The organism is Denitrovibrio acetiphilus DSM 12809, from assembly GCF_000025725.1.
Taxonomy (GTDB): Bacteria; Chrysiogenota; Deferribacteres; order Deferribacterales; family Geovibrionaceae; genus Denitrovibrio; species Denitrovibrio acetiphilus.
The window spans coordinates 1719298-1742680 of sequence record NC_013943.1 but is presented as its reverse complement, the minus strand read 5'-3'; the positions used below and the strand labels follow the sequence as shown (position 1 = coordinate 1742680).

19 protein-coding genes and 1 tRNA gene are annotated in these 23383 nt (G+C 41.4%); 12 read left to right on the top strand and 8 right to left on the bottom strand.

The annotated features are described in order from the left end of the window. Positions 1–42 precede the first annotated feature (42 nt). Positions 43–819 carry an NlpC/P60 family protein gene (locus tag DACET_RS08325; protein WP_013010936.1) on the bottom strand — a complete coding sequence of 259 codons (777 nt, stop codon included), beginning with the start codon at positions 817–819 and terminating at the stop codon, positions 43–45. Between the two features lie 105 nt (positions 820–924). Between DACET_RS08325 and DACET_RS15995 the strand changes: the two genes are divergently transcribed. Further along, positions 925–1611: a DUF2231 domain-containing protein gene (locus DACET_RS15995; protein WP_013010935.1), complete on the top strand. Its 687-nt coding sequence runs from the start codon at positions 925–927 to the stop codon at positions 1609–1611. Positions 1612–1647: 36 nt separating this feature from the next. Here DACET_RS15995 and DACET_RS08315 read toward each other — a convergent pair whose 3' ends face one another. Further along, on the bottom strand, positions 1648–2049 hold the full coding sequence (locus tag DACET_RS08315) for a response regulator (RefSeq protein ID WP_013010934.1): 402 nt from the start codon (positions 2047–2049) through the stop codon (positions 1648–1650). Between the two features lie 88 nt (positions 2050–2137). Here DACET_RS08315 and DACET_RS08310 point away from each other — a divergent pair. The 8 genes from DACET_RS08310 to DACET_RS16670 all read left to right on the top strand — a co-directional run bounded on the left by DACET_RS08310 (position 2138) and on the right by DACET_RS16670 (position 10463). Continuing rightward, positions 2138–2209: transfer RNA gene (locus DACET_RS08310), tRNA-Val, on the top strand. A 603-nt stretch (positions 2210–2812) separates the two neighbouring features. Next, positions 2813–4240, top strand: a complete 1428-nt coding sequence (locus DACET_RS08300; RefSeq protein ID WP_041229949.1) for an aminotransferase-like domain-containing protein — start codon at positions 2813–2815, stop codon at positions 4238–4240. A gap of 110 nt (positions 4241–4350) precedes the next feature. Next, a complete protein-coding gene (locus DACET_RS08295; protein ID WP_013010931.1) occupies positions 4351–6717 on the top strand; it encodes a molybdopterin-dependent oxidoreductase in 2367 nt (788 codons plus the stop codon). A 10-nt stretch (positions 6718–6727) separates the two neighbouring features. Next, a complete protein-coding gene (locus DACET_RS08290) occupies positions 6728–7291 on the top strand; it encodes a 4Fe-4S dicluster domain-containing protein (protein ID WP_013010930.1) in 564 nt (187 codons plus the stop codon). A 38-nt stretch (positions 7292–7329) separates the two neighbouring features. Further along, on the top strand, positions 7330–8487 hold the full coding sequence (locus tag DACET_RS08285) for an MFS transporter (RefSeq protein ID WP_169304211.1): 1158 nt from the start codon (positions 7330–7332) through the stop codon (positions 8485–8487). A 181-nt stretch (positions 8488–8668) separates the two neighbouring features. Then, the gene (locus DACET_RS08280; RefSeq protein WP_013010928.1) at positions 8669–9907 is read left to right on the top strand and encodes an OprD family outer membrane porin; all 1239 of its coding nucleotides are present in this window, start codon (positions 8669–8671) and stop codon (positions 9905–9907) included. A gap of 113 nt (positions 9908–10020) precedes the next feature. Continuing rightward, entirely contained in the window at positions 10021–10182 is a 162-nt protein-coding gene (locus DACET_RS16300) for a hypothetical protein (RefSeq protein ID WP_169304210.1), read from the top strand. A gap of 149 nt (positions 10183–10331) precedes the next feature. Further along, positions 10332–10463, top strand: a complete 132-nt coding sequence (locus tag DACET_RS16670; protein ID WP_013010927.1) for a hypothetical protein — start codon at positions 10332–10334, stop codon at positions 10461–10463. 500 nt (positions 10464–10963) lie between these two features. On the opposite strand, the gene DACET_RS08275 is transcribed toward DACET_RS16670, so the two are convergent. The 5 genes from DACET_RS08275 to DACET_RS08255 form a co-directional block, all read right to left on the bottom strand. Next, a complete protein-coding gene (locus tag DACET_RS08275; protein WP_013010926.1) occupies positions 10964–11425 on the bottom strand; it encodes a hypothetical protein in 462 nt (153 codons plus the stop codon). Between the two features lie 62 nt (positions 11426–11487). Next, complete coding sequence (locus tag DACET_RS08270) at positions 11488–13872, bottom strand: molybdopterin-dependent oxidoreductase (RefSeq protein ID WP_013010925.1); 2385 nt, start codon at positions 13870–13872, stop codon at positions 11488–11490. A gap of 75 nt (positions 13873–13947) precedes the next feature. Next, complete coding sequence (locus tag DACET_RS08265) at positions 13948–15309, bottom strand: HAMP domain-containing sensor histidine kinase (protein ID WP_013010924.1); 1362 nt, start codon at positions 15307–15309, stop codon at positions 13948–13950. After that, positions 15306–15980, bottom strand: coding sequence for a response regulator transcription factor (locus DACET_RS08260; RefSeq protein WP_013010923.1), 675 nt, complete (start codon positions 15978–15980; stop codon positions 15306–15308). Before DACET_RS08260 ends, DACET_RS08265 begins: the two co-directional genes overlap by 4 nt. Positions 15981–16162: 182 nt before the next feature. After that, the gene (locus DACET_RS08255; RefSeq protein WP_013010922.1) at positions 16163–17839 is read right to left on the bottom strand and encodes a methyl-accepting chemotaxis protein; all 1677 of its coding nucleotides are present in this window, start codon (positions 17837–17839) and stop codon (positions 16163–16165) included. Positions 17840–18134: 295 nt separating this feature from the next. Here DACET_RS08255 and DACET_RS15565 point away from each other — a divergent pair, with 295 nt between their 5' ends. Continuing rightward, a complete protein-coding gene (locus DACET_RS15565; RefSeq protein ID WP_013010921.1) occupies positions 18135–19472 on the top strand; it encodes a histidine kinase dimerization/phosphoacceptor domain -containing protein in 1338 nt (445 codons plus the stop codon). Positions 19473–19507: 35 nt separating this feature from the next. Here the strand turns inward: DACET_RS15565 and DACET_RS08245 are convergent, their stop codons facing one another. Beyond that, positions 19508–21220 (bottom strand): hypothetical protein, encoded by a 1713-nt coding sequence (locus DACET_RS08245; RefSeq protein WP_013010920.1) that lies wholly within the window; start codon positions 21218–21220, stop codon positions 19508–19510. Between the two features lie 346 nt (positions 21221–21566). On the opposite strand from DACET_RS08245, the gene DACET_RS08240 reads away from it, so the two are divergent. Then, complete coding sequence (locus DACET_RS08240; RefSeq protein ID WP_013010124.1) at positions 21567–22967, top strand: IS4 family transposase; 1401 nt, start codon at positions 21567–21569, stop codon at positions 22965–22967. Positions 22968–23108: 141 nt separating this feature from the next. Continuing rightward, a complete protein-coding gene (locus DACET_RS16125; protein WP_148214166.1) occupies positions 23109–23339 on the top strand; it encodes a hypothetical protein in 231 nt (76 codons plus the stop codon). Positions 23340–23383 lie beyond the last annotated feature (44 nt).

The following is a 23383-nucleotide window of genomic DNA, read 5'->3' as shown; positions in this document are numbered from 1 at the left end:
TACATAATAGTATCGTACAGTTTCTCCATACCTTAAGATAAATCATATATAACTTCTGCCGCCCATATATGTTCTTCTGAAAAAAGGGTTTTCTAAGTTTTCTATGCGTACCTTTTTCCCTCTGCTCGGTGCATGAATAAATTTGCCGGAGCCTATATATATGCCGACGTGGGAGACTCTGTTAGGGGTGCCTGTCGCGAAAAAAACAAGGTCGCCGGGCTTGAGATTTTTTTTACTGATGAACTTGCCGGCACGATATTGCGAACGGGAGACACGGGGGAGATTTAGTCCGTTTACCCTATATGTTACCATGGTCAGTCCGCTGCAGTCGAAACCGCTTGTGGTTGTTCCGCCCCAGCGGTAAGGAGTTCCGATATAACTTTTGGCTGTTTTAACTATCTGTCCGCGAAGACCGGTTGCGTTGTTGCGGTACTCAGGCTTTGCAGCCATGTATTGATCTGGCGAGACTATATAATAGACATCTATGTAGCCTCTGTTTTTGAATCTTTTGGCAGTTTTCTGAGCATCAGCTTTGCTCGAGAAATTGCCGAAGCGAACTTTGTAAAGACCGTCTGTGTCGAGAAAATAGTATGACTCAAGACCGTCCCGGTCAAGTTTTGCTTCAAGACGTACGGCATTTGACAACATCCGGAAAGCCCCCACCTGTATGGTGTACTGCATAGATGAAAGGGTGCGGGGTGATGAATATTTCTTTGCTGCGCTATATTTGTACGAGCTGCTTGTGTCGTAGGTTCTGGATGCGCAGGACACAGTAAAAACCAGACTCAGGCACAATAATATTATTTTAAGATACTTCATAAGTGTAATATAGCCAATTTTCTGGTAATATTAAACATAATATTCAATTGTTTTGGAACAACTGTGCTTGTATACTGTATTTATATAATATCAATGGAGAGCCATGTGAAGAAGGATGAATTAGAGCATTTTAACGGAAAAGACGGTGCAAAAGCTTACGTTTCATATAAAGGGAGAGTTTATGATGTTACTGACAGCCGTCTCTGGAAAAATGGTAAACATGTAAATAAACATGGGGCGGGAATGGATCTGACCGAAGCAATGGAATCTGCGCCTCATGGTGTCGAGGTTCTGGAAAGGTTCGAGAATATTGATGCTCTTGATGGGTTCAGAGTTCAGAAAGACCAGGTTCGGGGCAAGAAAGAGATAATTAAGAAGCTCTACCGGATCTTTCATCCGCACCCAATGCTGATCCATTTTCCCATGGGGCTGCTGGTTTTTACCGTTATCATGCAGGCATTGTTTCTTTATACACGGAAAGCGTCTTTTGAGCTTTCTGCATTTTACTCTCTGGTTACTGCTGTCGTTTTTACATTTCCCACTATTTTCTCCGGTATGGTGAGCTGGTGGGTAAACTATGAACTGGCAGTCAATAAAATCTTTATCTATAAAATAAGTTTTTCTTTTATCCTTTTGGTGATGGGTATCATAGAAATATCCGTTCGTTTTTTCCTGCCAGACATTTCTTCTGTTGCGGGGTGGGGTGGAATACTTTTTAATTTTATGATATTTGCAAACATTCCTGTGCTGGCTGTTGTTGGGTTTCATGGGGGGAAACTTAGCTGGGGGTAATCGGGCGATGCTATAAAAGTATAGAGTTATCAGGGATCAAGGCATAAAGTATTGTTTTATCTCTTCAATAAGATTTTCTAATGCTTTCATGTTAAATGGTTTTATCATTTTGCGAAAGACGCCTATTTCTTCAAGGTCTCTATCGTTGATTGTTGTATCAAATGCCGAAAATATTATAATGAGAGGCGTATTGTCTTCACATTCTTTTATATGACGCAGCATCTCTATACCATTCATCGAGGGCATGACTATATCAGAGAAAATTATATCAGGCTTAATGCGGTAATACATGTCCAGACCTGTGTCGCCGTCGTCAGCGCAGTGTATCGTCGCAAAATAACTGTCAAGAATCTGTACCAGAGATGTTCTTGTAATTATTTCATCTTCAACGATAAGAACCTTTTGCGGTAGTTTTTTAAACGATATAAATCCACTCATAATTAGAAAATATCATATTTTATTTAAAACGTATGTAAAAAAAATCTTGAAAAACAGCTGTGAGATATGTATTATCTTTCTACTTTGCAGGAGCGTAGCTCAGTGGGAGAGCATTGCCTTGACGTGGCAAGGGTCGGCGGTTCGAAACCGCCCGTTCCTATTACCAAACACCCGATAATTCAGGCAAAATCGAAGCCTGGTGAATAGCCAGGCTTTTTTTATGCCCAAAAATGAGATGAGCGTGTCCATAACTTGTCTATGTCGCCCAAACATTTACCAGTCCTAGGTTTCACTGTTTTCACATACCACTCAGAGAGAAAAAAATCAAAATAAGATTAAATGTGTCCCCTGACACGAATCTTGAAATACATAGATAATACTTGGTGGTACACTCTTTTTAGTAATAAACTAATTTAACTGGATTTTCGGAATGTCGTATTATATGTTGGTTAGTTTGAATACATTATAGTGTTTGCCTATATGGTTTTGGTTTAATAAATTGTGTGTTATAAGTGTATTATGAGTTGAATTGTGGCATATGTGTGCCTTGTAGCTGCGATTCTGCTTGTAGTATTTACAGAAACAATTATAATGGACATGGATTTTATTATAAACAAATATTTACATCACTTATTTACAAATTATGGAGTTTACCTGCTGGCACTTCAGCTCATAAAATTAATTGTGGTCAAAAAATTTAATATACATAAGTAGTTATCAACGATCTGGATGTGACTGTAAAACTCGTAATGGGGTAATGAACATGAGCGGGAAATCACTATATATACAAATCGCAGATTGTTTACGCAGGTCAATAGTAAGCGGCGAACTTAAACCATGCACAAAGCTCTCTCAGCGCATCATTGCAAAGCAGTTTGATGTCAGCAAGAAGACAGCATATGACGCTTTAATGCTCTTAGAGGCAGAGGGGCTTGTGAGTTCCAAGCCACGTTCAGGGACTGTGGTTTCTAATAACGCATGGCTTCTTCTTGCTGCGGGGTGTTCTCCCGACTGGAAAAATTATATTGAGAGGGGGAGACAGATCCCCAGTAAAGAGCGGATTTTTCATATGATCAACGACCTTTCGAGCGGCCGGAAAATTCATGTTTCGGGACCGAGGATTGGTCAGGATCTGGGTTACGCTTTAACACTAAGTAAAGTTATGCCCCGTGTGATGAAGAGACTGGAAACAACAAATGACCTTAATGAGATTAATATAAAAGGTATTTATTCTTTAAGAGTAACTCTTTGTGAACGTTTGAAAAAATACGGCATAGAAGCGACTCCTGATGAGGTTATGATAACAACTGGTGTTGCAGAATCTTTAGCGATAATATCATGGTCTTTTTTGTGCTCCAGTATGACTTTTATCCATGATACTCCATCCGTGCTTAATTCAATGCAGCTTATCCGGTCGTCCGGGGCTAATATTGTACGTATTCCGCTGGACAACTACGGTATGAAGACTGAGCCGCTCAGCAAGGTCTTTAAGAACACTTCACGCTGTATATTATATATTAATCCCACAAACCAATACCCAAGCGGCGTCTCATTGTCTAAAACCAGACGGGATAAGATATTGTCAATGTGTACTTATTCAAGAGTTCCTGTGCTTGAAAACGATATGCTGCGTGAATTCTGGCTGGACAAACCTAATCCGCTGCCGATGAAAGCCTTTGATAAAGGCGGGCTTGTTATTTATATCGGATGTACTATAGGCGTAAACATAGGTTTTAAGCTTTCGTGGATTGTCGCTCCGGGCAATATCATCTCCAGACTGAGTGATGTTAAAACTCAATATGATATTAACACCAACACGCTTCTTCAGATAACAGCTGACGAACTTTTTAAAAGCGGGCACTATGACGAGTTTATAGAAGAGTCCCGTCCACTGTTTTTGAAAATATTAGAAAGTGCTTATGAGATTATAGAGAGATATCTGAAAGACCTTATAAAGCCTCTGAATAAGGTTTATGGCTATTACATCTGGGTTGTATTCAGCGAACAGATTGATGTAGTCAAAATATATGACGACTGCAAAGAGATAATGTTCCTCCCCGGTTATTTCTTTGACAATACAGACTCACACAGCTTACACCTTGCCCCATTTGCCGATTCAATAGAAAACTTCGAAGAGGCGGTCAGGATTATTGCCCGTGAGGCAAGAAAGCAGCTTAAAACAATTGTCTGACACTTTATTCTTTCTAAACTGACTCTTTTTTTTCATTCCAACTGGTCTTTAAAACATCGTAATGAAAGCCTATGTTTTGCTTATGCTTATCTTATAGGAGGATAGAAAGTATGAGTAAATTGACAAGGCGTACGTTTATCAAAGGCAGTATGGCAGTTGCAACTTACGGTATGCTGTCCGAGAATGTTATGGCGCAGATGTATTCCGCATCATCGCCGGAAGCCGACAGGCTTGGTAAAACATTCCGCACAGTTTGTACTGTTAACTGCACATCACGCTGCAACCTGAATTGTCATGTTCAGGATGGAAGTATCCAAAGTGTAACTCCTTCAGTTCTGCCGGGTAGACCGGACTATTCCAATGCCTGCCTGAGAGGGATGGCGCTCCCACTGAGAACAGTCTCAGAGGAGAGGGTGAAATATCCTATGCTTCGTGTCGGAGAGAGAGGCGAGGGGAAGTTTAAGCGTATTTCATGGGATGAAGCTTTTGATCTGATCACAGAAAAGATCAAAGAGAGTCAGGAGAGATACGGAAAACAGTCCGTAGGTCTTTTCGTAATGACAGGGAACCTTGCTAAATTTGCATGGGATTCACCATTTCGTTTCGCCAGAACGATAGAAGGGACTTCGTTCACACCTGAAGGCATCATGAGTGACCACGGCGCAAGTATGGGGATGGATCTTGTTTATGGTCAGAAACGCGGTTCGCACGACTCCAGAGACTATATGAACTCTAAAACACTCATTGTGTGGGGGCGTAACTTAGTAGACACTCACACCAGTGAAGCCCGTTTTTATCTTAACGCAAAACAGAATGGAACAAAAGTTATCGTTATCGACCCGAGATTCAGCTCCACTGCTGCTATCGCCGATCAATGGATTCCGATAAAACCCGGTGGAGACACGGCTCTTGCTCTTGGGATGATGAGCTATATCATCAGCAAAGATCTTCATGATAAAGAGTGGCTGACTCAGAACAGCTGCGGTCCTTTGCTTGTTAAGAAAAGTGACGGGCAATATCTGAAAATGGGCGATAAGTTCTGCGTTGTTGATGAGAAGGGTAAGGTCGTAGCTTCTGACACTCCAGGGGTTAAAGCACAGCTCAGCAGCTCTGTAAGCTATCAGGGTGAAAAGTGTTCAACCTCTTTTGCGCTGTTTCAGGATAGTCTGAAACAATACACGCTGAAGTGGACAGCTGAGGCAACTAACATCAGTGAAGATGTTATCAAAGAGCTTATCAGCGATTATCTGCAAAGCCCTTCCGCTATCCGTATGGGGCAGGGGATGCAGAGAGTTTATAACTCACATTCTCCTTTCCGTACAGTGGCGACACTTGCGGCTGTATGTGGTTACATAGGAGTCAACGGTGGCGGAGCGTCCCATGCCGGCGGTACTTCCGGTGTTAACCCTATCCCCGGTATCAACGTTCCTGTTTTCAACAGTTCCCCATGGGCAGATACAGGCGGTACGGATGCAAGCAAAATGCACGGCATCCAGATTTACGACATGATATCAAAGGCAGATCCTTATCAGATTGATTTTCTGTGGATAGCTTCCAGTAATTTTCTTAATCAAAGTCCCGACACCAACCGTGTTATTAATGAAGTTCTTCCTAAGTTATCTTTTATTGTTCATTCCGACCCTTACTGGACATACACAGCTAAATATGCTGACCTTGTGCTGCCTACAACAAATATGTTCGAAAACTGGGACATATTTGATAAAACACCGTGGATCATGCTTCAGCAGCCTATGCTTAAACCTTATGGAGAGAGCAAATCTGATATACAAATATTTTCCGCTGTGGCTGAAAGACTTGGAAAAGGTAAATACTGGAACAGAACAGATGAAGATTGGATCCGTGTCTATCTGGAAGGGTCTAAACACCCGGCTATGGCAGGGTTCAACTGGAAAAAGTTTGTTGAAGAAGGAATGTTTGTCAGGAAAGACGGACGGTTTGATATCGTCAATGCTTTCATGGATCAGAAATATAAAACCCAGACAGGCAGGTTTGAGTTCTATTCAGAACGTCTGAAACCTGTCGGGCACGAACTGCCTGTTTACACACCTATGCTCGAAGACCCGAAAGGACCACTGGGTAAGAAATACCCTCTGATGTTCATTCAGTATCACGACAGGACAAATGTGCATACCCAGCATATAGGAATACCTGCCATTAACGGTATCTTCAAAGAACCAATGCTGGAGATAAATCCGGTAGATGCAGCCAAACGTAATATTAAGCATGGTGACAATGTAAAAATCTATAACGACCGTGGTCACTGTGTCGTAAAAGCTTTTGTTACAGAAGGTATTATGCCGAATGTTGTTGCCATACCGCAGGGGTGGACTCCTGAGTTTTTCAGCGACGGGCATTATCAGACACTAACTCACCTGACTATTAATCCGGTGGAGACACTAGTGGATGAAACGAACTTTGCCGCATATGACAACCTTGTAGAAATCGTAAAAGCATAAGGAGGGTATTATGAAGCGTTATGGAGTTGTAGTAGATACGAATAGATGTATTGGCTGTCAGACCTGCATAGTTGGCTGCCATGTGGACCACGATCTGCCGAACGAAATCTATTGGGGTAAGCTTGAAACTGTTGGCAGTCCGAATGTGTATCAGCCTGTGGGTAAGTACCCGAATGTTAAGATGCGTTCTCGCACACTTTCATGCAACCACTGTGAAAAACCTATGTGTGTTGCAAGCTGCCCTACAAAAGCAATGCAAAAGAGGGAAGACGGCATTGTTTTCGTTAACTACAGTGCATGTATCGGCTGTGGAACATGCAGTGAGGTATGCCCTTACAGTGTGCCTGTTATGGATGAAGACCTTGGACAGTCAAACAAGTGTAACCTGTGCTTTGACAGGGTAGACAGGGATGAAGAACCGTTCTGTGTCCAGTCCTGTCCTGTTCAGGCTAGGATTTTCGGAGATCTTAACGACAGAAGTAGTAAAGTGGCAAAATTGGTAGCTTCCGGCAAAGCATATCAGCTTAAGCCAGAGGCAAAGACTAATCCATCCCTTTACTATCTTGGCAAATGACAATGTCTGCGGGTGTTTTTAAGCACCCGCATTTAACCATGAAAAAAAGCTACTTCATGCTGGCGCTGGTGTATCTGACCGGTATTGCTGCACCTGTTAACCAGTTTAAAGTTCCTCCGATGATGCAGCGGCTTATATCTGAGCTGGATATAAGCCTGACTGCTTCAGGGTGGCTGATGTCTTCCTTTGCTCTGGCAGGCTTTGTTTGCGCTTTGCCTTCCGGAGTATTACTGCAGAAAATGGGAGTAAGAAGGCTTGGGCTCTTGTCTATGAGTATTCTGCTGATCGGGTCGGCAGTCGGCGGGGCAGTCTCTTCAGTTCCGCTGATCCTTTTCAGCCGGATTGTAGAAGGTGTGGGTATGGGCTTATTTTCTGTTGCTGCCCCTGCTGCTCTGTCTGCATGGTTTCCTCCGGAGAAACGAGGCATCCCGATGGGGGTCTGGTCAACATGGGTTCCTGCCGGAAATGTTGTAATATTTTTGTCAGCACCGTTTTTTAGTATGTCCGGTTGGAGGAATGTCTGGATATTTTCATCTTGTTATACGGCGGTTATGCTTTTAATGTTCTTTTTGTTTTTCAGTATGCCTGTTTCAACAACTGGTATAGCTCCAAAGACTCAGGACAGACATTCGCTTGATGTATTTAAAGTACGTGAAGCGTGGTCTCTGGCGGCTATATTTTTGTTGTTTAATGTCATTACTATCTCCATTAAATCATACCTGCCGGTTTTTCTTGAAAGTGTCCGTGGGTTTTCCACCGTAAAAGCTTCGGGGATATTAACTATCATGATGCTTTGCTCTATGGCGACAGCTCCGGTTGCGGGGATAATATCGGATAAAATTCACTCCCGTAAAATACCGGTGATAGCAGGATGTGTTCTGGCAATAGTGTCAGTCCTCATAATGTTTAATGCTCCACCTGTATGGACAGCAGTCTCTTTGGTTCTGATAGGTGTTGCGGGCGGGGCAATGCCTGTAGGAATATTTACCGCTGCAACAGAGCTTTTCAGTAAACCGGAAAAGGCTGGGGCATGCATGGCTGTCGTTGTTTTCGGGCAGTACATAGGGATGTTTATCGGACCGGTTCTTTTCAGTTTTACAGCCGAACATACAGGCTGGAGTACGGCGTCCTATATGCTTGCCGCAATAGCGTTAACTGCTTTTTTTGCCTCGCTCCGAAACAGTGCGATGAAATGAACAGAAGGTAACGGCTGTCAATATGTATAAAAGACAGTCTGATATTTACGAAAATGAAACAATATAGTCCGTATTGTCAGTCACGGCGAGTCAGAGTTTTTTGTTTGACGGTATGGCTATATAAAAAAGCGGACTTGCTCTGCACAGCCAGAGCTTGTTGATACAAAAGGAGGTTTAAATTATGTTACGTATTCTTTTTCTAATTTCTTTTATGGTTTTTAATTTTTCACTTACTGTCTTTGCCGCAGACAACCTGAAGGAGATGTTTGTGCAGGGGGCTGTCAGAGGCGAGGTTAAGGTGTTAGACTTTACCAGAGACTTTGACACAGTAAACACCAGAAAGGATGTTGCTATAGGCGGGCTGCTGTATTACAAAACCGCAGCGCTTCACGGGGTTTCTTTCGGTGTGGCATTTGGCACGTCAAACGATATTAACAGTGATGACGATGACAGTGTGTACAGTGTGCTTGGAGCTGATGATGAAGGTGATCATGTAAGCGTGACAAGGAATCAGGAATATTACATTCAGGGAGAGTGGTTCAAAACGGTAATAAAGTACGGTGCTCAGGAGATTAACACTCCTTATCTTAACACCGATAATGTACGTATGATGCCACGGACATACAAAGGGCTGTCTGTCGTAAATAACAGTTTCGACTCGCTCACACTTTCAGCTTATTACATAACTGACTCTATGGGGTGGAACGATGATAGCTTTGTGTCAGTTGCGGAAGCTGTGGCAAATGAACCGGGCGGGGCAGACAGTATTGATGATGATAAAAATCTGGTGATACTGGGTGCTGCCTATAAGCTGCCTGTTGAGAAAGTACAGACAAAAGTTGAGGGGTGGTATTATACAATGGATGACGTATTTGATATTTCATACCTGAAAGCATCTCTCAGCAAAGAAATCGGTCAGTTTAATGTGTATTTTCAGCCGTCGATACTTTATCAGAAGTCTCAGGGGGACGAGCTTAACGGAGACCTGAGCACAAGCCAGACAGGGTTCAGAGCAGGGGTTAAATTTGCCGGATTCGACGTTACCGGTTTTTATGCTAAGACAGGTGATGACGGCATGATAACACCGTGGGGGTTTGATAAAATCATAGCACAGCAGGTGATGACATCTGCAACCAGAGGTGACGAGAATGCCTGGGGTGCCAAAGTGGCATATGACTTCTCTGGATTAGGTCTGAAAGGTCTCAGTGCTTATGTGTTTTATGCATACTACGATGTAGATGAAACTGCTACAGTAAGAGATACTTATGAAACTGATTTTAACATACAGTATGCATTTTCCGGATATCTTGAAGGGCTTGGTATCAGATACAGATATGCAGATATGAATGTTGATGGCGGTGAAGGTCTCACAGATACACGTATTCTGCTGACATACTCCTTTCAGTTTCAAGGCAGGTAAAGACCTGCTGTTATTGAAACAGTTCAGAATGGAAACAAGTTTAGCCCTGTCGTTTTTTAGCGGCGGGGCTTTTTTATGCGGTTGAAGACAGAACACAACGCATTTATGCTTGTATGAATGATCGAATCACAGCTTTAGAGTCTATAAGTCATTGCGAGGAATGTAATGACGAAACAATCTCAGGATTAACTAACGAGTTCAGAGACTGCCACAGCCCTGCGGGCTTCGCAGTGACGTATTTTACATATGCTCTAACTGTCACAACTAAGTTGTGAATTCGTGTGTTAATCACGTGTGAAGCAATAGAACCACGGGTTTACCAGTGGGAATCTATATTAGAAAGTCTGATGAGTATCTTTTATATAAAAAATTTGATATAAGGTACTGAAACAGATATACAGACAAAACGTTGGGGGATTTTATTATGGAAGCAATCAGGCAGGCAGGTATTAATCCACTCTGGCTCGTTATAATAGCAGTGGGGCTGGTTAGCATTGTCGGACAGCATTTGTATCTTCGTAGGGAGAAGAAAAAGAAGGACACCGACGAGTGTTAGTCTGAAATAATGACAGGAGCGTCTGAGTCTTAAGCATCTCTGGAAACGGTCAGTTGAATTTATATTTTTTCGTATTTACCTTAATGATTTTCAGTGATCTATGCTAAGTGTTTTGTAAATATACTTTTTGTTGCTTGCAGTCATAATTGAAAAAAAACTATAATACCTTATTCTTTACTTTATCTTTACCGTTAATGTGCTAAACAGTACGACTGTCGAGTTTTTGCGATACGTTCACTACAATGGATCAGGAAACAGAGGACAATAGATAACGTATGGGAAATTCAGGGGTGTATTGAATTTTCTGCACAAAATAATCGACTGATTGCCTGTTTTGAAGCTGCTGTGTGGCAGGATTCCACAATTGCAGGTTTTTCTACAGACACTGTTTATGCAACCACAACAAGTCTGTTATCAAAACTTCGGTGTTATTTCCGGGGCTTAATAACAGGCTTGTTCGGTTGTTATTCCAGTTAAAATCCATTGCTTATTTCAGTCTGCTAATAGCTGACTTCATAATATGTCAAGATGTGTTGATATCTTACTATCTGTTTATATTCATCTTCTGAAAGACCTGCCTGTGATTTCATTGATTGCATCACTGCAAGCCATCTTGTGTTAGTATATTTGACTGGGTCAAACGCACGGTGACAAGTTCCGCATCTTTCATAATAAAGATTTTCAGCCGGAGCAAGAGCTTTTCTGATGTCGGCTGTCAGAGATTCTTTATCAACCGTTCCCACAAATTCTGTTTTTGCATTATATACGTTTTCTCCGGAAAGAATGTGTCCTGCCAGAAGTTTATTCTTAGGATCAATGTAAAGCTCACCTTGTTCATTCACCCAGACACTCAGCTTAACATTGAAGCCATTTTCGGTTTTTACAGCTTCGATTAGCGTACCGTCATAAACTATGGCTTCGGCACTATAGTTAGAAAGCTGAATTGGAGAACTTGTAAACATCTTAGTGTTGGCATATGCAAAAACTGCAAATGAAATAAAAAATAATAAAAGAACTAGTTTATTTATAGATCACCTTTCCTTATGTCCGGCTCATCGTAAGCCGTGTTTCTTTTTATTCTCCCTTTAACTTTTCTTATGCCTACCATACAGGAATTTGAAGTCGTTGCCTGCGCAAGTTTAGATGACGGTCTGTCTGACGTAAGTATGTTCGCTTGTCCTGAGAGGCATCTTGAGTTTTTCTCCCGCGGATTTTCAGGAGCATACCACGCACCTTCATCTATTGCAATTGAGTCTTTTACTATATTTTCTGTCAGGAAAGCTCCTGCGAGCATATGTCCCCTATTGTTGTAAACCTCAACAATTTCTCCGTGTGAAATTCCAAGCTGTTTTGCGTTTTCAGGATTTATGTACATCGGTTCCCTGTCGTCAAACTTATGATCTCTGCTTACTCTGGTATTATCAAGCTGAGAGTGAAGTCTGTACATGGGGTGCGGTGTTATGAGGTGATACGGAAATCTTCTGCTTGCATAAGAGTTTATTCCTTCTGCCGGAGTTATCCATTTAGGAAATCCGGGGCAGTCTTCATATCCGAAGGAGGCTATCTTTTCAGAGAAAAGCTCAATGCGTCCGGAAGGAGTACTCAGGCGGTTTTTTTGCGGATTTGCTCTGAATTCCGAGTGTCTTATATATTTTTTATTCTCTTCCGGAGTCATGTTATAAACGAAGCCTTTTTCCCAGAAAGTTTCAAAGTCAACAGACGGCTGGCTCATCTCAAAACTCCATCTGATCCATTCCTCTATGGTCTTTCCATCTGTAAATTCATTTTCGAACCCTAGCCTCTTTGATATCTCCCGAAATACCCAGAAGTCATCTTTTGCTTCAAACAATGGTGATATCAGCTGTTTCATAGCCCATAAGTGCTCAACTCCGTATGAACTGCCGAATGCGATATCATCTCTTTCGAAACTCGTAGTGACGGGCAGAACAATATCTGAAAATTTTGCTGTTGGCGTCCACCATGGTTCATTGGTGATGATATGTTCAATTCTTTTGCAGCCCTCAATTAACTTATTTAAATCAGGCTGTAGACCGATAGGGTTCAGTCCGGCGGAGTAGAGTAGTTTAATATTAGGGTAAGTGAGTTTACTTCCGTTATAGTCTATTGTTTTGCCTGGGTTCAAAAACGTGTCGCCCATTCTGGATGCAGGTATGAGTGTGTTTACCGGGTTACGTCCCTGCGGGATAAGCAGTGGTCTTTTAGCTCCGCTGTAGGATGTGCCGGCACCGCAAAAGTGCATGTTGAAAGAGAAGCCTCCACCTGGCAATCCTATCTGACCTATCATGCTGGCGAGAGCGACAAGACTCCAGTGAAATTGTTCGCCGTGGTGGATACGCTGTGGAGCCCAGCTCCCTGTAATCGTGGTTCGTTTCGTCATAGCAAGTCTTGCAAGCTGCTTAATCTTTTCGGCAGGTACTCCACAGATGCTTTCTGCCCACTCAGCAGTTTTTTCTATGCCGTCGTGTTCTCCGGTTAGATACTTGCTGAAAGCAGTAAACCCAACAGTATATTTCGCTATAAACTCTTTGTCATACAAGTTCTCAGTATATAATGTATGGCACATGCCTATTATCATAGCTACGTCGGTAGCGGCTTTAATAGGAACCCATTCTGAGTCCAGCTTTCTTGTTGTCAGATTTTTTGTAGGGTCAATTGTGATAAACTGCACCCCTTTCTGTTTCATTTGCAGGAACCAGTCTTTTGTACTGTGGTCTGGCACATTGTAGTCTATTTTACTTGTTTTAAAAGGATCCAGCCCCCACATCATGATAAGCTCTACGTTCTCCAGCACCACTTCTCTGGATGTCTGCATGCTGTAGACCTCAGAGTCCCCTACAATATATGGTAGAACCTGAACAGATGCACCGGCTGAGTAGTCTCCGACAACATCCGTAAACCCGCCGAAAAGCCCCAGTGTGCGCCCGAGAAGATTTGCCGGCTGCTGTATATGTCCAGGGTGAGACCATCTTGCATATGAGGTACGGAATATAGACTCATTACCATAAATCCTTTTAACATCCTGAAGAGCCTTAGCTGTGAGATCCAAAGCTTTTTCCCAGCTCACCTGAATAAATTCTTCAGCACCGCGCAGGTTCCTTTTGTCAGAACCGTCGAGGTAGCTTTTACGCACGCAGGGCTGCTTAATTCGTGTAGGGGAGTACGTTGCTTCTTTCAGGCTGAACATCAGGTCTACAGGGTCAAAATCGTGTTCTGATGCGAGTATTTTTTCCAGTTTACCATTTTTGACATACCCTTTCAGGGGGCCCATATGTGTCGCGTGAGTTATTATCTGTGTTTCATCGCCTGATGCAAAAATATCTGGTGTGTATGCAAGGGAAGCCATAGCTGCACTTGCCATTTTGATAAATGATCTGCGGTTTATTGTCATCTGGTAAACTCTCCTTGGGTATTCACAGCCACAAAACTGCCATTCTTACATCTTATAGTTGCCTGAAAGTAAAGATCAGGTAAAGGTATTATCTTTTTGCCCTTTTTTACAGGGGGTTAGACAGGTCTTTTTGTTTGGAGTTCTTGAGCACAAAACAACTGTTGACCCTTTCATCTCTTCTGAGTCGATCATTAGCTTCCAGCCTATATGCGAACATATGCGATGAACAATAGACAGACCAAAACCGAACCCGTCTGCCTGAGGTACACCGTTGGCTATATTAAGATTATTCAGTATGTCTTTAGGTATCCCTGGTCCTGTATCTTTAACAGCGATACATTTTTCATATATACTTATAACCACGCTCCCTTCAACAGTATAGGAAATTGCGTTTCTCAGCAGGTTTCCCACTAATATTGAAAGGATAGGGGGGGTAACAGGTAATATAGACTCTTCGAGTTCTTCTACAATAATTTCTATCGGTTTGTTTTGTACAAGATAGTTCATGTTTTCTACAACTTCTTTAACAACGACAGATGTTTTACTTGCTCCAACAGCATGGTATTTTTCTTGTCTGGACAGCCACAAAAAAGAGTTTATCAGATGTTCCATGGTTTTGTTTGCGCGGTTGATTCTTGCAAGTAGTCCCAGTTTTTTTTCATCTGATTCGTCCAGCTCTTTTTGCAGAAGGCTTGCGGCACCGTTTATGATTGCTACAGGTGTTCTCAGTTCATGGCTTGCATCCCTTGCAAAAGCTTTTTCTCTGTCTATTGAAGACTGCATTCCTTTTATAGAATGTTCGAGAGTTCTAGCAAGAAAACCGGTTTCATCATCACCAAAATCCGCTGAGAAGTTTTCAGGCGTAGTGTTGTTCTGCTCAGCTTTTTTGATGATACTGGAAAGCCTGATAACAGGGGAGACCGCTTTGTAAGCTGTAATGATGCCCAACAGAAGCCCTATAAAGAAAGTTGGAAACAGTGTAAGCATGAAGTATTTTCTTGTTATAGCAATGTTTTCATGCCCCGAAAGCATAGTTGTGACGTTATATATAAGATAGAAACGCTGATGGTTCGCCAGATTGCTTATGGTGATATAATAAATCTGATTGTCGTGTTGTTTTTTGTATTCACCTTCGGGGAGTGAGGATAATTCCTTGTATGCCCATTCGGGTAAAAGCTCATCACCTATGTAGCTGGTTAGAAGTGACGATTTCGGAACTGGTGCTTCATAGCTAACTGCTCCGGGTGATACGGGGGAGCTTACTATTGATTTAACATATCTTTCTGTTTCAAGGTGCAGACGTTTTTTCAGAGTGTATTCTTCAGTGTATTGAGTTGCAATCAGGATTACCATTAGAAGCGCGAAACCGAGCAGAAAGCTGAATCCGGCAAATACCATGATTATCTTTATCCGTAGAGACTTGACAGCTTTCATCATTCGGATGCCACAACTTTATATCCCTGTCCTCTGACAGTAACGAGCATGTTTTTACTAAAAGGTTTGTCTATTATGTTCCTCAGCGTATAGAGATGTGCTTTAAGGGCATCGGTTTCCGGCGGAGTATGTCCCCATATAGCATATTCCAGTTCGCTTTTGGAAACAAGGTTAGGAGATGCTTCCATGAGTATACGCAATATATGCATACATACCGGAGGCAGCTGAAGTTCTATGTTGTTCCTTGTCAGGATACCCTGTTCAACGTCGTATACGAGACTGCCCACTGTGAGTACATGGTTTTGTACAGGTCTTGTTCTTTTTGCCAGAGCTTCTATCCTTGCCTGAAGTTCCGGCATGTCGAACGGTTTGGGCAGATAGTCATCTGTGCCCGCCTGAAAGCCGGATAGTTTATCATCCAGAGATATTAGTGCAGTCAGCATAATCACAGGAGTATTCAGTTTAAGATCCTGTCTGACTATCCTGCATACTTCAAAGCCGTTTATCCCGGGGAGGCCTATATCCAGAATTATAAGGTCGTAGGGATTCTGTTTGATGAGGTCTACTGCAACGATACCGTTATACGCAAAATCGCAGTCGTACCCACAGTCTGTAAGGAAGTCTATAATGTTTTCTGATAAATCGAAATCATCTTCAACAAGAAGAATTCTCATAGGTCATCTCTCAAAATTACTTTTGAACACAATATATCACCCGCTGTTATTTTCAAAAGCATTTTCTAGAGTCATTATCTTTTTTTTTATTTTTAAAATAGATACTTTTATAACTTAAATGTATTTGAAGCCGACAGGAGCCTTGTGAATCAGCTCCTGCCGGATATCATTAGTAGTACGTATCAGTTTGTTTTAAATTTTGAAACCAGAAGCTCCAGTTCACTTGCCTGCATTTGTAAGTCGCTGATAGTCTGTGTTATTTCGCTCATGGCGACAGAGCTTTCCTCCAAGCCGGAGCTTATAGACTGAGTGTTGTCATTTATGCTGTGAACAGTAGTGGTCTGCTCATGTACTGCATTGCTGATTGTATCATTTACTCTTTCAACTTCACTCATAGAGTTAACAATATTTCTGAATGCAGAGCTTGTGTCTGTCATTGCCTGTACGCCGAGTCCGACCTGACTTCTTGCTTTTTCCATATTTCCTGAGGCTGCTTTGGTTTCTGTCACAAGGTTGCTTATTATTGAACCGACTTCACTTGTGGCTCCCTGAGTTCTTTCGGCTAGTTTCCTAACCTCGTCTGCAACAACTGCAAATCCACGTCCGGCTTCTCCGGCTCTTGCCGCTTCTATCGCAGCATTTAATGCAAGAAGGTTAGTCTGATCGGCAATATCGTTAATCACGTTTATGATATTGCTAATGTCACCGCTGGATTCAGAGAGGGAATTTATTGATTTATCAAGATCGTCCACCCTTGATTTTATCCCGTCTATCTGTGTCATAGCATTAGAGAGGGTTGTTTGTCCGTTTTCTGTAAATTTAGCAGCGTCCTTTGTACGTTCAATGCCTTCGTTTAGCAGTTCCAGCACTTCACTGGATGAAGCAGACAGTTCTTCTGTAGCTGATGCAACACTTGATACCTGCGCTGACTGTTCGTGAAAAGTTGACGAAATTTCCTCTGTAGTAGAAGCTAACTGAGTTGCGCCCGATGCCACACTCCCTGCGCTTTCTTTCACAGCTATAATGATACTGCGGAGTTTTTCCAGAAATGTGTTGAAATTATGAGCTACTATACCCACTTCATCCCTGCTGGAGTCATCAAGGGATATGGTAAGGTCTCCTTCTCCTTCTGAGATATCTTTCAGCACATCAGCAGTGATAAGAAGGTTCTTCATCAGGATTTTACTTAATATTACAGTAACAAAGGCAAAGGCAATAGTTACTATGACGGCAGAGAGAAATATCAATATAAAGAGCTGAGTAATTTTCTCATTGGTTTCATCCTGCATGATGGTCACTTGATCGTCGATGTCGTCAATATAAAAACCTGTTCCTATAAACCACTCCCATCCCTTTAACGGTACTACATATCCAAGTTTATCGACAACAGCGTTTTTAGAAGGTTTGTCCCACGGGTACTGGTGAAATCCGCCACCTTCTCTGGCAACTTTGGACATTGCCCTGATGAGATAATCTCCGTTAGCATCTTTCATGTCCCAGAGGCTTTTACCTTCGAGCTCCGGTTTGGGGCCTAGAACGATATTTTTTCCTTCATATGTATACATGAAATAATACCCGTCAGAACCATATCTCAGATCACGTATAATCGTGCTGACCCTCTCTTTTTTTTCTTGCTCACTTATTACGGGGTCGTCATATACTCTTTTAATTGAAGTGAGTGCAACATCCATATAATTTTTAACTTCAGCTCTTTTGGCATCCATCATGTTTGCTCTGAATCTGGCTGTTTCTTCATGTCCCAGTTTTTTTAATTGGTAAACAGATATTCCGGCTATGACCCCGCATGCTGTTAATACTGACAGAGAAACCAGCAGAATTAACTTAATTTTTAAAGACATAATCAGCTCCTTACGTTTTGCATTAAAATAATTAATTACATACAGTTAAGTATTAATATAATAGAAAATCAAACATATAATTCTTTTTTTGCTATTCGTTAATGAATAGCCTGAATGATAAGGGCATGTGAGTTAAATGTTTTGTTTATTAATACCTTATTAATACTGGTTTACTGTCATCAAACCTAATTACTGCAATTGTTCTTTTTGTATAAACTATTATTACAGTATGCTGACGATAATTCAACGCGTAGTGCATATAAAAGTATGATATCCTTTGTTTGAGGGTGAGTATATGTCAACAAATACAAGAAAATTTCTACTCTATTTTGTTGCTCTTATCATTACGTGGACATTGCTTGTTTTGGCACATGTGTTCCTCCAGCATATCGAATATAAAAATGCTGCTATGCATATTGCAGTCAAAGAAGCGGATCTTACCTTTCTCAAAGATTCCCTATATCGCAGATGGTCTGCCTCTCATGGTGGCGTATACGTTTTTGTAACGGAAGATATGCAGCCTAACCCTTATCTGGAAAACATCGACAACAGGGATATTATAACCGAAAACGGCAAGAAGCTGACCCTTGTTAATCCTGCTTTTATGACAAGGCAGGTTTTTGAATTAGCAGACAGTAAAGTTCCACAGGGGCATCTCATCAGTGACATTGTTCTCAATCCTGCCAACAAACCTGATAAATGGGAGCAGGAGGCATTTGCAAAGATTAAAAGCGGGCTGTCGGTTTATTCTGGGATAGATGTTGTCGACGGTGTCCAGTACCTGCGTTTTATGAAACCTTTTATTACAGAGGAGGGCTGCCTTAAGTGTCACGCTTTTCAGGGGTACGAGGTTGGTGATATCCGTGGCGGTATAAGCGTAGCGATCCCTTTAAAAGGTTATCTGGATGCTTTTATGAACAAGTCTGCATCTCATATGATTGTCAGCTTTCTTATATGGTTTTTTGGTATAGCTGTTCTCTTTTATGCTTATCTTAAGATGACAGCAATGATGCGAAAAGAAGAAAACCTGAATAACGAAAAAGATATCCTCATGCAGGAATTCAATCACAGAATCAAAAATAACCTTCAGATTATTTCAAGCATAATAGATGTCCATATGGAAAAAAGCTGTACTCATGATAAAAATGAAGTTTTGCAGGATATACAGGATCGTATGATATCAATGGCGCATATGCACAGCATGTTTGCTTCTGGCAGTTCCACAGGGATTGATTCGGAAAAATATATTTCAAAAATATATAAAAGTTTCTGTCAGACACATTCGCTCGGGAGAAACAGTGATGTGGAATTTATCAGTGACGTTGACTCTTTTACTTTGTCCGGCGTTCATGCTCTCTCCTGCGGACTCATACTAAACGAGCTTCTTACAAATTCGTTTAAACATGCATTTAAGGACAGTGTCGTAGCCCCGAAGATATTTGTGACCTTTAAACGTGTCGACGGCAAGACAGAGTTTACCTATAGAGATAACGGTGTCGGTTTTGATTTTGATACGGCATCAAAAAAACCTGACTCCTATGGGCTTATGCTGGTTTCCAGTATGGCTGAAAAACTGAATGCGGTTTCTCAGATAAAAGGCGAGGGGGGGATGTTTGCCAGTTTTACGTTTTAAAAAAAGGCAGGGCTGTTACACCCTGCCTGTAAAGATCATTCCATGTTGTAAGGATAAGTCGTTTCTGTTGAAAATGATCTGCCTGCGGTGTCGCTTGCGGTGAGTCTTATTGTATAAATGTTGTTATTAATAAGATCATCGGCTTCAATTTTTACTGATGTTGCTTCAAAAGGTATGTCATCCTCTTCTTCTATATCGTAACCGTTGCTGTCGAGAACTTCCAGATACAGCCAGCTAAGTTTGTCTGAAAGAGCACCTTTATCGAAACTTACAGTCAGAGAATTATCGGAGTTAACCACAATATCATTTATTTCTGGTGTATTTGCCTCTATCTCAGCGCTTGTAGGACATGAGGGAAGCTTTATAGTAGTGACTTCGTTTGTACCATCCGTGTATTCAACGTTAAATACAAAACTCTCATTGTTACAAAGGTCTGATATAAGTAAGTCGTCACCTGTTGTCATGGAGAGGATATATTCATCATTGTCGTCGGTATCCTGCACGGTGAGGGTTTTTGTGCCGCTGAAAGCATCTGATGTCATGGTTACAGCAGAAACCGGATACGATTCAGTTGCTGTGACTTCAGCCCAGAAAGATTTACTGACATCACTGCTGCCGTTTTTATGAAAATTCATGCTGAGCCATGTTTCAGATTTTTTCTGATTCCCTATCAGAGTCCATGTGCCGCCATTATTTTCAACTAAAGTAGGGGAAGCTTTGTAAGAGTTGCTTGCGTGGTCATTGTCTCTGTATTCTTCTATAATATCACCGTTAGCATTTTTGATTCTTTCGTGTGTAACGATAAATACTTTGTACTGGTTTGTGGAGTCTATTTTGGTTCCGGAGACATCGAGGGTTACAACTTCTCTGGTGAGTCCTTCCTCTTCGGCTTCTATAATTTCCTCTTCGATATCGGCAAGCCAGTGCTCTGTATCATAGCCATCCATGAGGAATTTAGATGAATCAATTGCTTTTGCGAGTTCTGACACATCTCCTGTTGCATATGCAGAATAAATAGTTGTTATCACTGCTTTAATGTCGTTAGTTGTTGCTCCTGGCGGTGGAGTGATGCCGCCCGTGTGTATCTCTTTATAAACAGTTGATTCAGTGAGCGCAGATGCCAGTGCAGCCGAAACACCTTCGCCTGATTCAGCTTTTTCCCATGTCAGTTGGGCGTTATAGGTGTGTCTCAGGGATTCGTATGTCCCTTCGTTTGCAACCTGCTCTTTGAGCTCAACAACGTCTATATCAAGTGCAGCATTACTGTACATTTCAAGGAGTTTGCTTGCAGTGACGATGTTTTCATTTTCTGTGAGTGCCGCTGCGAAAGTTGAAAGTACATCAACAAAAAGAGTTGTGTCGGGGTCTGTTGCACCTATATCTGCTTCTCCGTTATCGTCTGTGAGACCGTCGAAAAAGTTTTTGAGAACAACATCACCGGCATGAGCTTCGATATATCCGGCAGCGCCTGATGAGTAGTTTGATACGGTACAGGAATAATCTCCGTTGCCGTTATCCGTCATCTGATAACTTGTTCCGTCTTCCATAGTGAGAGTTACAACTATGGCAGTAGTTGCTTTTGTTGTGACATAGCCTTGGGAATTAGTTATTGCTGCTGTTCCGAAGTCTATCTGGGTTTTGACGACTACATCAGATTTTGCTGCGTCTGATGAGCTTCCACTGCCTCCGCCACAGGCTGCCAGTGCTGTTATTGAAAGCAGCAGGACAAGGATTTTAAACAATTTCATTTTCATCTCCATTTACCCGCTTTTTTTTACTGGGGTTATTAATTTCTAATACATCACCTACTTAAAATTACCGCTTAAAATGTGGTCGGTCAATGAAAATACGTTCATAACTTTGTGAAAAATAACAATATCGCAATATAGTTAATTACGAGTTAAAAGACTAGTGTTAAAGGATAAGTTTCTGTCTGATAACCGCTGTGGATAGTTTTAAACTAATACCTACTCAAGTTTCGCATCTTGATATAGTGCGATAACTTGTTGTTATAGCTAGGATAACAATAGAAAAAGTCTCACATAGATGGTATATTGATTTTCCAATAACAATTACATCAAGGAGACTTTTTCTATGCTTGAGAATAAATCATGGCAGTCTGAAATACAAGCGGCATTGTGGAAAGAATTTGAGATATTCCGAGTAATGAAGGCTTTGCAACTGCGTACAATTGCCTATAGGTGCGGTATTTCAAAGAATCAGGGCGTCGAGCCGTTTTCGATTCTTGTGGCTTTAGTTTTTCTGACTTTTCTCGGTAAGAGCGTTCACCATTTTGTTTCCCATTGCCGGAACAGTCTATTTGATTTAGGCGGTAAAGATGTTTTTTATCGTTTAAGTACACGTACAAGTATCAATTGGCGGCGTTTTATGATGGATATATCGCTTAATGTGATCAGATATTTCAAATCATTCAGCAGCTGGCAGCAGCGTGTTCTTGTAATTGATGACACAGTAATTCAGAAAGCCGGCAAAAAGATAGAAGAAGTATCATGGGTGTTTGACCATAGCAAAGGTAAAAGCGTGAAAGGCTTCAGTGCTGTTGTGCTTGGCTGGAGTGATCGTGCGTCATTTGTCCCTGTAGATTTTGCTTTGCAGCGAAGCAGCAGAAAAGTATTCAAACAATCGACAGAAATTGAAATGGATAAGCGGATGCTGGCGTGGCATCGTCGACAGGAAGCAGTAAAAGACAAACCAACACTGGTAAAGGAAATGCTTAAACGGGCGAAACAGAAGGGTCTGGATGCTGGGGCTGTTCTGTTTGACAGCTGGTACTGTATGCCGAGGCTGGTGTCGTCAATTTATAATGAGATAGGCTATGACGTGATTGCCATGCTTAAAACTACACCGACATTGACTGTTGCTGTAAATGGCAAGGTATACTCAACCAAACGCTTATGGGAATGTGTTGTTCCAGATTTGATTAAGGCAACAGTAACAATTGGCAAAGATCGGGTGTCTGTATCTTCCATCAATGCTTTTTTCGGTTCAACTCTGGTTAAGCTGGTCTTCTGTCAGCCATCTGAGAAAAGTAAATCAAAGAAGCCTATTATTCTACTGTCTACGGATACATCTTTGACATCGGCAAAAATAATTGAAACCTATGGTCAGCGTTGGGCAGTAGAAGTGTTGTTTAAAGATGCCAAGAGCAAGCTTTTCTTTGGGAAAAATCAATCCAGAACCTTTGAGGCTACTATTTGCTTCCTAACACTATCGCTCGTTAGGTTTATCATCCTGAGCTATATGGAACGGATAAATGGTGATTTCCGTCACAAAGGCAGTCTGTATGAGGGTCTGCGTTATGAGGTCGAAGAACTGAATATTCTGGCGTTTATGGAAAAATTCATAAACCGATTATTATCAATAATTGATGGAGCAAAGGAAACATTTACAGTTTTTATGAATAAATTGGCTGGAATACAGGAAATGGTAAGGCTTTCAATACAGAATCTGATGTTTCAAAGGTGCGAAACTTGAGATACCTAGAATCTCTTCTTTTGCAATTTGTTATTTTTCATAATTTATGAGTCACACCCAAAACATAAATGATGATTTTTTAATCCGGGAATTAATTAAAGAAATCCCAAAACCCTCCGATAACTATATTAACATATTGTTTTGTCGAAGGGGTTCATTATAAACATAAGCTTTAATAATCCGTTTGAAAATATTTTCTCTACTGAAAACATCTCTATTAAAGGTGTATCAGACCAACAGGATAAGAACGAAAATAATGTATCCCAGAATGACAAAGTAAATCTATCTTCCATCGCTAAAAAACTGGACAACACTCTGCGTAAACTACGAAACTCAGACTCAGTGGAAAATGTCATTTTGCAGTTCAATTGACCCCTCTGATTTGCAGGTTAATTGACCCCCTCTCTCCTTAATTT